7 protein-coding genes are annotated in these 9,236 nt (G+C 68.4%); 4 read left to right on the top strand and 3 right to left on the bottom strand.

Features of this window, described 5'->3' with window-relative positions; translation table 11 throughout:
* Positions 1–70 precede the first annotated feature (70 nt).
* The gene (locus tag QA609_RS19510; RefSeq protein WP_278304296.1) at positions 71–721 is read right to left on the bottom strand and encodes a helix-turn-helix domain-containing protein; all 651 of its coding nucleotides are present in this window, start codon (positions 719–721) and stop codon (positions 71–73) included.
* 85 nt (positions 722–806) lie between these two features.
* Between QA609_RS19510 and hutU the strand changes: the two genes are divergently transcribed.
* Genes hutU through hutI form a run of 3 tightly spaced genes read left to right on the top strand, consistent with a single transcriptional unit; the run spans position 807 to position 4,806 of the window.
* On the top strand, positions 807–2,558 hold the full coding sequence (hutU, locus tag QA609_RS19505) for a urocanate hydratase (RefSeq protein ID WP_278304295.1): 1,752 nt from the start codon (positions 807–809) through the stop codon (positions 2,556–2,558).
* Positions 2,555–3,553 carry a formimidoylglutamase gene (hutG, locus tag QA609_RS19500; RefSeq protein WP_278304294.1) on the top strand — a complete coding sequence of 333 codons (999 nt, stop codon included), beginning with the start codon at positions 2,555–2,557 and terminating at the stop codon, positions 3,551–3,553. Before hutU ends, hutG begins: the two co-directional genes overlap by 4 nt.
* Positions 3,550–4,806: an imidazolonepropionase gene (gene hutI / locus QA609_RS19495; protein WP_278304293.1), complete on the top strand. Its 1,257-nt coding sequence runs from the start codon at positions 3,550–3,552 to the stop codon at positions 4,804–4,806. The genes hutG and hutI overlap by 4 nt, the downstream gene beginning before the upstream one ends.
* A 71-nt stretch (positions 4,807–4,877) precedes the next feature.
* Here the strand turns inward: hutI and QA609_RS19490 are convergent, their stop codons facing one another.
* Complete coding sequence (locus QA609_RS19490) at positions 4,878–5,231, bottom strand: hypothetical protein (RefSeq protein ID WP_278304292.1); 354 nt, start codon at positions 5,229–5,231, stop codon at positions 4,878–4,880.
* A 98-nt stretch (positions 5,232–5,329) separates the two neighbouring features.
* Here QA609_RS19490 and hutH point away from each other — a divergent pair, with 98 nt between their 5' ends.
* The gene (hutH, locus tag QA609_RS19485; protein ID WP_278304291.1) at positions 5,330–6,949 is read left to right on the top strand and encodes a histidine ammonia-lyase; all 1,620 of its coding nucleotides are present in this window, start codon (positions 5,330–5,332) and stop codon (positions 6,947–6,949) included.
* Between the two features lie 160 nt (positions 6,950–7,109).
* Here the strand turns inward: hutH and QA609_RS19480 are convergent, their stop codons facing one another.
* A complete protein-coding gene (locus tag QA609_RS19480; RefSeq protein ID WP_278304290.1) occupies positions 7,110–9,089 on the bottom strand; it encodes a bacterio-opsin activator domain-containing protein in 1,980 nt (659 codons plus the stop codon).
* Positions 9,090–9,236 lie beyond the last annotated feature (147 nt).

The following is a 9,236-nucleotide window of genomic DNA, read 5'->3' as shown; positions in this document are numbered from 1 at the left end:
TTGTAGACATAACGTCAGACGGTCCATACGCACATGGAGTTCCCGGATAACGAGTCCGTACTGCGATCGATTAGTAGAGGGAGGACCGAAGCGCCGAGAGCACCTTCCGCTCGACCCGCCGGAGGTGGTCGTCTACCGCCCGTCGGCTGATTCCCAGTTCGGCGGCGAGTTGCTCGCTCGTCGTCTCCCGTGGGATCTCGTAGTAACCCGCTTCGACCGCCAGCGAGAGAACCTCACGCTGGCGGGCCGTCAGCTCCGGCAACGTCTCCTCGAGGGAGACCAGCGGAGACGACCGGGCGGGAACGCCGACCTCGCGTTTGCGCAGAACCTCGACATCGAACCCGTCCTCGAGGAGGGCGGCGTAGAGTTCGGTGAGGTTCTCGGAGTCGAGCGCGAGGATCCGGCAGTGCTTGCGGCCGTCCTCGTACCGCAGCGGCGGGAGCAACAGACAGTCGTGAGATTCGAGGTATCGCTCGATGTGCGACGTCTCGTGTCGCTTCAGGCAGGAACTGGTGATGACGACCGTCTCGCCGTCTCCGCGAAGGCAGTCCTCGATCCCGATGTCCGACCGGACCCGGGAGAGCACCGGCTCGACCGACGAGCCGACGACGTAGAGGAGGTCCGCGTGGTCGTTACACCAGAGTTCGATCCGACAGTCGGTCCCCTCGGTCGGCGCGGTGTAGGCGCTCGAATCGGCGATAGCGAACGTCGCCTCGTACACGCGTACCGATACGCAGCTGAACTATTATAAACCCACTTCCGTACGGAACACCGACGGTGTTGGTTCCCCGCATCGTGCTATCGGTATGGACAGCGACCGACGATCGACGCTCGGGGACGCCCCACCGAGCGACCAGTGGCAGGAGTATCAGGGCGCGCCGACGGGAACGGACCTCGAGTGTGCGGGCTGGCGCCAGGAGGCCGCCTTCCGGATGCTGAACAATAACCTCGATCCCGACGTCGCGGAACGACCCGAGGATCTCGTCGTCTACGGCGGAACCGGTCGGGCAGCCCGGTCGTGGGACGCCTACGATGCGATCTGTGCCGAACTCCGGGAGCTGGGCGACGAGGAGACCCTGCTGGTTCAGTCGGGCAAACCCGTCGGCCGCTTCGAGACCCACGAGCGCGCCCCTCGTGTACTGATCGCGAACTCGAACCTCGTCGGCAACTGGGACAACTGGGAGCACTTTCACGAGCTCGAGGCCGAGGGCAAGATCATGTACGGGCAGATGACCGCGGGCTCGTGGGCCTACATCGGCACGCAGGGGATCATCCAGGGCACCTACGAGACCCTCGCGGAGCTCTCGAGCCAGCACTACCCCGACACCGAGGGGCTCGAGGGGAGGATCGTCGTCACGGCCGGCCTCGGCGGGATGGGCGGCGCCCAGCCCCTTGCGGTGACGATGAACGGCGGCGTCTGCATCGCCGCCGAGGTCGACGAGACCCGGATCGACCGACGCCTCGAGACAGGGTACTGTCAGAAGAAGACCGACGACCTCGAGGCGGCGATCGCAAACGCCGAAGCGGCCGCCGAGGCCGGCGAGCCCTACAGCGTCGGCGTCCATATGAACGCCGCCGACATGCTCGAGTCGATGCTCGAGCGCGGGTTCGTCCCCGACGTCGTTACCGACCAGACCAGCGCCCACGACGAGTTAGAGGGGTACTATCCGTCGGGCTACACGGTCGAAGAAGCCGACCAGCTCCGAGAGGACGACCCTGAGACGTACGTCGAAGAGAGTCTCGACACCATGGAACGCCACGTCGACGCGATCCTCGAGATGCAAGACGAGGGCGCGATCGCCGTCGAGTACGGCAACAACATCCGCGGACAGGTCGCGACTCACAGGGACCACACCGCAGCGTTCGACTTCCCCGGGTTCGTCCCCGCCTACATCCGGCCGCTGTTCTGTCGCGGCAAGGGACCGTTTCGCTGGGTTGCCCTCTCGGGTGACCCCGCCGACATCCACCGCACCGACGACGCCGTCCGCGAGCTGTTCCCCGAGAAGGACCACCTGCACCGCTGGATCGACCTCGCACAGGAGCAGGTCGAGTTCCAGGGGCTTCCCTCGAGAGTCTGCTGGCTCGGGTACAGCACCGACGGCGAGGGCGACGAAGGGCTCACCGAGCGCGCCCGCTTCGCCCTGCGGATCAACGACCTCGTCGCCGACGGCGAGATCTCGGCGCCGATCGTCGTCACCCGGGACCACCTCGATGCGGGGTCGGTCGCGAGCCCGAACCGCGAGACGGAAGCGATGGCCGACGGCACCGACGCCGTCGCCGACTGGCCGATTCTCAACGCCCTGCTCAACTGCGCGGCCGGCGCCGACATCGTCAGCGTCCACGACGGCGGCGGCGTCGGCATCGGCAACTCCCTTCACACGAACAACCACGTCGTGCTCGACGGCTCCGAACTGGCCGCCGAGAAGGCGAGACGGGTGTTCACCACCGACCCCGGAATGGGCGTGATCCGCCACGCCGACGCCGGGTACGAGGAGGCCCTGGAAGAGGCCCGTGAGTCGAACGTCCACGTCCCGATGACGGAGGCCGATCGCTCGTGAGCGGAACCGATCGGTTCGCGACCAACCCCGACTGGGTGTCGACCGGCGGCTGGCGCGAGGCCGCGGGCGGCGACGCGAACGACGAACTGTTCGGCGACGTCGTCGAGCGGGTTGCCCTCGAGGACCTCGAGGCGGGCGACTACGAGGCGGTTCTCGTCGGCGAACCCTACGATGGCGCGGTCATCGGTCGGCAGGGTGCCCGCGAAGGCCCCCCCGCTATCAGGCGCTCGCTCGCTCGAACCAAGACACATCACTTCGACGGCGGGCCCGTCGGGGCGGTCGCGGATCTCGGCGACGTGCGCTCGCTCGTCGAGACGCTCGAGTCCGGGGATGCCGACGCGAACCCCGAGTCGGTCGCCGCGGTTCAGGCCGATCTCCGCGAAACGACTCGGCGCGTCCACGAGACCGACGCGCTGCCGGTCTTCCTCGGCGGGGACAACTCCCTGACCTACCCCAACGTCGAACCGCTGCTCGAGGCCGGCTCCGTCGGCGCGATCAACCTCGACGCCCACCTCGACGTGCGCGAGGTCGGCGAGGATCCGACGAGCGGGACGCCGTACCGACAGCTGCTCGAGAGCGGGCTCGACGGCTACGCCTGCGTCGGTGCTCGCCACTTCGAGACCTCAACCGTGTACCACGACTATCTCCGCGAGCACGGTGGCGAGGTCGTCACGAGCGAGGAGGTCGGCGACGACGTCGTCGAGGCCGCGGATCGCGCGCTCGAGGCCGTCGGCGACGTCGACGCAGTGTACGTCAGCGTCGACTGCGACGTCCTCGAGGCGAGCGCCGCACCCGGTGTGAGCGCGCCGACGCCCGGCGGGCTGACCACTCGAGAGCTGTTCCGACTGCTGCGGTTGCTCGCGAGCGACGACCGGATCGCCGGCTTCGAGGTCGTCGAGTGTGCCCCGCCGCTCGATCGGGACGGACTGACGGCCGACGCGGCGGCCCGCGCGATCGCACACTTCCTCGCGGGGTACACGGAGGGACGACGATGAGCGGGCCAGCCGAGAGCGCCGACGACGCGAGCGGTGACACCTGCGTCGTCTACGACGTCGGCGAACTCGTCGTCGGCCCCAGCGAAGACGGCGAGCACCCCCTCGAGATCCTCGAGGACGCCGCGTTCGCCGCGGTCGACGGCGAGATCGTCGCCGTTGGCTCGAGCGAGGACGTCACCCGCGAGTATCCGCCCGAGAACGCCGAGACGGCGATCGACGCAGACGGACGGGCGGTCGTTCCCGGCTTCGTCGACCCCCACACCCACGCCGTCTTCGCGGGGGATCGCTCCGACGAGTTCGAGGCCAAGTTACGAGGAAAGGAGTACCAGGAGATCCTCGCCGAGGGCGGCGGCATCCTCCGGACCGTCCGAGCGGTCCGCGAGGCGAGCGACGAGGAACTATTCGAGAACCTCACGGGCCATCTCGAGACGATGCTCGCCCACGGGACGACGACCGTCGAGGTCAAGTCGGGGTACGGGCTCGAGACGGAGACCGAACTGCGACAGCTCGAGGCGATCGACCGCGCCGACGCGACCCAGCCGATCGACCTCGTGGCGACGTTTATGGGCGCCCACGCGGTTCCCGAGGATCGAGACGTGGACGACTACGTCGACGACGTCGTCGAGGAACAGCTTCCCGCCGTGGCCGAGCAGGGCGTCGCCGAGTTCTGCGACGTCTTCTGCGAGGAGGGCGTCTTCGACGTCGACCAGTCTCGACGGGTGCTCGAGGCGGGACTCGACCACGGCCTCACTCCGAAGGTCCACGCCGAGGAGTTCGTTCGCCTCGGCGGGGCGGGGCTCGCGGCCGACCTCGAGGCCGCCAGCGCCGACCATCTGCTACACGCCAACGCGGACGACGTCGACGCGCTGGTAGAGGCGGGCGTCGTCCCCGTCTTGCTGCCGGGCACCGCGTTCGGTCTCGGGGAGGACTACGCCGACGCGCGGGCGTTCCTCGAGGCCGGCGCGCCCGTCGCGCTGGCGACCGACTTCAACCCCAACTGCCACTCACGAAGCATGGAGTTCGTCCAGACCCTCGGCGCCGTCGAGATGGGGATGACGCCCGCGGAGGCGCTGCTCGCGTCGACGCGAAACGCGGCGCTCGCGCTCGGACTCGAGGACGGAACGGGGACGCTACGGGAGGGCGCGCCGGCCGACGCCGTCGTGCTCGAGGCGCCGTCGTTCGCCCACCTCGCCTACCGGTTCGATACGACGGCCGTCGATGCGGTGCTCAAGGCCGGGGAGGTGGTCGCGTGAGCCGCCCCGCGGCGACGTTGCCGTCGGCTCCTGGGGAGCGAACCGGACTGCAAAAACCGCAAGCGAGCGCCTCAGTAGGTGATGATCTCGTAGCCGTCGTCGACGAGCGAGTGGATGCTCGGATGGCCCTCGTACTCGTCGATCGGCTCGGCCTCGCTCGCCTCGACCTCGTCCTCGACGTCGTAGGCGCCCGCACAGTAGTCACAGACCTGCGCGTGCTCGGCGACCTGCGCGTACAGCGCGTGGTAGTCGTGATCCTCGTCCTCGAGTTCGCCGACCCACTGGGTGCCGGCACCGTCGAAGAGGATCTCGACGTCGTCGCCGGCGTCGTCGAACTCCTTGGCGGTCTGGAGCCCGTTGACGACGCGGCCGAGGTCGGACGCCGATTCCGTTCCAGCGAGAATAACGATTGCTGCGTTTGGCATGCAACCCCGGCTTGGGATCCCCCACGTATCCCCGTTGGGCGTTCGTGTGCGGGCCGTCCACGAGCGATCGCTGCGGGGAGCGACGGAGGTGAGCCGCGATGACTGTCGTGCTCGACGGCGAGTCGCTGGCGCCCGAGGACGTCGCCGCCGTTGCGCGCGACGACGCTCGGCTCGAGATCGCCGAGGACGCCCGCGAGCGGGTCCGAGACGCTCGCGAGCGCGTCGAGGACGTCGTCGAGAGCGGCGAAGCCGTCTACGGGCTCAACACCGGGTTCGGCGAACTGGTCGACGAACGCATTCCGCCCGAGAAGATCGAGCAACTCCAGACGAACCTGCTGCGAAGCCACGCCGCCGGCGCCGGGCGCGAACTCGAGCGCGAGGAGGTCCGCGCGATGCTGGTCGCCCGGATCAACGCCCTCGTGACGGGGTACTCGGGCATCCGCGAGACCGTCGTCGATCACCTCGTCGCGATGTGCAACGAGGCAGTCCACCCCGTCGTCAGGTCCCGCGGAAGTCTCGGTGCCAGCGGCGACCTCGCGCCGCTGGCCCACATGTCGCTGGTGTTGATCGGCGAGGGCGAAGCGCTCGTCGAGAGGACGGACGAGGACGATGGAGAGCGGCTCTCCGGCGACGACGCCCTTGCCGAGATCGGACTCGAGCCCCTCTCCCTGCAGCCCAAGGAGGGGCTCGCGCTCATCAACGGCACCCAGCTGACGGCCGGGCTGGCGGCCCTCGCGGTCGTCGACGGCGAGCGACTCGTCCGTGGCGCCGACGCGGCGGGCGCGATGACGATCGAAACCTCCCTCGGAACGACGGCGACGGCCGATCGGGCGATCCACGAGGTCCGGCCCCACGCGGGCCAGCTCGAGAGCGCCCGCGAGATCCGGGAACTCACCGCCGGCAGCGAGATCGTCGAGGCTCACCGCAACTGCGATCGGGTGCAGGACGCCTACTCGCTGCGGTGTCTCCCGCAGGTCCACGGGGCGGTCCGCGACGCCCTCGCCCACCTCCGCGAGGCCGTCGAGATCGAACTCAACAGCGCAACGGACAACCCGCTGGTGTTCGCAGGCGACCGCGTCGACGACCGGGCCTCGGGCACCGACCGCGCGGCGGTGCTCTCCGGCGGGAACTTCCACGGCGCGCCGCTGGCGCTCCGCCTCGAGTACGCCCGGCTCGCGCTGACCGACCTGGCTGCGATCAGCGAGCGGCGGATCGACCGCCTGCTGAATCCCAACCTGCAGGAACCCCACCTCCCGCCGTTTCTGGCCGCCGACAGCGGCGTCGAGTCGGGGTACATGATCGCCCAGTACACCGCGGCCGCGCTACTCAACGAGATTCGGTCGCTCGGGGCTGCCTCGGCGGACAACACGCCGGTTAGCGGCGGACAGGAGGACCACGTCAGTATGAGCTGTCAGTCGGCGCTGCACGTCCGGACGGTCGTCGAGAACGCCACCCAGATCGTCGCGGCCGAACTCGTCTGTGGCGCCCAGGCCGCCGACTACGTCGACGACGCCTTCGAGACCGACGAGCCGCTATCGCTCGGCGTCGGGACGAGCGCCGTCTACGACCTGGTTCGGGAGGTCGTTCCGTCGCTCGAGGCGGATCGGCCGGTTCACACCGACGTCGACCGGGTCGCGGCGCTGCTCGAGCGCGGGCTGCTCGAGGAGACGATCGATCGCGCCGTCGGCGACTCGGCACCGATCGGCGACGACGGCTGATCGTCGCGGATCGACCGCACAACACTCGTCCCGTCGGTCGATTTGCGCACTGTTATTTGGCTCGAGCGCCTACGTGAATCCGCCTTCGTCGGTCGAAGGCACCGGCACGACGGAGACCGTTCGAAACACCACCACCTACCGTTTCCCTCGCCGCCGGTTTCTATACCGTACCGCCGCTTTCCTCGAACAGTTCGCCGAGCACCGTCTTCAATCCCTTCCGGAGGTGTTGGTGCATCGTCGGCGGCGAGACGTCCATCGCTTCGGCGATCTCCTCGCCCGTGCTCTCCCGTGGCCAGTCGAAGAAGCCGCTGTAGTAGGCCAATCGAAGCGTCGTGAGCTGTCGGTCCGTGAGCTGATCGAGCACGTCGTGACGGCGCTCTGCGGCGGTTCTGACCGGGTGGTCGACCTCCCGGCGCGCCTCGAGTTCGGTGTTTTCGTAGACGAACTTCAGCGCCTCGGCGACCTCGCGGACGTCGGCGTCGCGGGGGACCTCGACCAGCACGGACGCGGAACCGTTCTCGACGGCGACGTCCCGGATCGTCGCGCCGTGGTGAGCGAGCGTGCGGACGCCCGACTCCTCCATTCGGATCTCGAGCGTGCAGCCGTCGGTGCCGTCGTAGATGAGTCGACACTCCTCGATGGAGTCGTGGTCCTCGGCCTCCTCGAGGACGGTCTCGCCGTCGAGCCCGTCGACGGTCACGTACTGGAAGATCCGGCCGTCCGCGGTCGAGCCGGCCCACTCCAGCGAGACCGTGCAGTCGTACTCCGTCGTGAGGTAGAACGTGAAGGTCTCGCCGTCGTCGACCCGGAACTCGAGTTCGAGGACGGTGTCGGAAAACAGCAGCTGGCGGTTCTTGACGGCGCTGATGGTAAACCCGGTCGTCTCGCCGAGCAGCTGGAACCCGCTTCGCTCGCTCTCGCTGAAGGTGTCGTTTCGGTTCGCGACGACGGCGAGGACGCCGTAGGTCGTCCCGCCGTGGCTGATCGGGACGACGACCGCCGCGTCGATCCCGTCCGCGCGGGCCGCCTCGCGGATCCGCTCGGGAACCGACTCGTCGGCGAGCACGTCGTCTATCACCTGGAGCTCGCCGCTTTTGACCGCGCGCTGGGCCGGTCGCTGGTCCTCGGGATCACAGCTCTCGACGGCCTCGAGGTAGGTCTTCGCGGAGCCGTCGCCGGTCCGGTAGGAGAGCTCCCCTTCGCCCGTCCGCTCGGCGATCCAGGCCCCGCAGTACAGCTCCGACTCGACGAGTTGTTCGCAGACCTTCCGCTCGATAGTTGCCTGGGTCGGCGCCTCGACGAGGGTCTCGATCACCTGCCGGACCACCTGGTTGATCCGGTTGACCGTCTCGAGTCGGTCCTGGCGGGACTGCAGCCGCCGTTCGCGCTGGGCCCGCTCGGTGATATCCCTGGCCAGCCAGACGACCGCGCGCTGGCCGCCGATCCGTCGCTCGATGGGGACGACTCGCGCCTCGTACTGGCGCCATCCCTCGGTCGTATCGGCGCCGTACTCGATGGTCTGGATCGTGCCGGTTTCGATCGCCCGCTCGAGACACGACTGCAGTCGCTCGGCGACGTCCGCGGGAAACACCGACTCGAGGGACTTGCCGACGAGTTCGCCGGCCGCAGTCGTGTACAGCGTCGCCGTATCCGGGCGAACCTTCGACTCGAGGTAGATGCCGTCCTCCCCGATGACGAACGCCTCGTCGGGGAGTTCGTTCGCCAGGATGCGGTGGTACTCCGAGGTCTCGTCGGCCGGGAGTTCGGTGATCGCGTCGATAATCCGGTCGACCTTCGCCTCGGGCTCGTCGGCCGCGACGTACTCGGTTGCACCCGCTCGCAGCGCCGCCGCTGCGGTGCGTTCGTTCCCCTCGGTGGGCGCGACGACGACCGGCGTCACCTGGACCGCCGACTGCACCCGATCGAGGACCGATCGGATCGTCGCCGGATCGTCGGCCTCGAGGACGATTCCGGAGGGGACCTCGCATCCGTTGGTGGACTCCCGGAGCGACTCGAGCGCTCGATCGGCGGAGATCGTTCGGACGTCGAACGAGGAGATCGTCTCGATCGCCGCCGACAACTCGCTGTCGGGCGATTCGGTGATCAGGGCGACCGTGGTGTCGTTGGTTACGTCTTGCATAGCATCTCGGTTTTCTGGACTGATTGCGTACTCGAGAAGGATCACCGGGCAGCGATGTAAGTGCTTGCCATTCGTAGCACCCATAACCGGGAGAAGTCGTCGTCGACCGATCACGATCGACGGCTGGTCGCGAGGAGTCGTGTCGCG

This window comes from Natronococcus sp. A-GB7, assembly GCF_029688865.1.
GTDB lineage: Archaea > Halobacteriota > Halobacteria > Halobacteriales > Natrialbaceae > Natronococcus.
The sequence above is the reverse complement of the archived record's forward strand: the minus strand, read 5'-3'. Positions and strand labels throughout refer to the sequence as shown.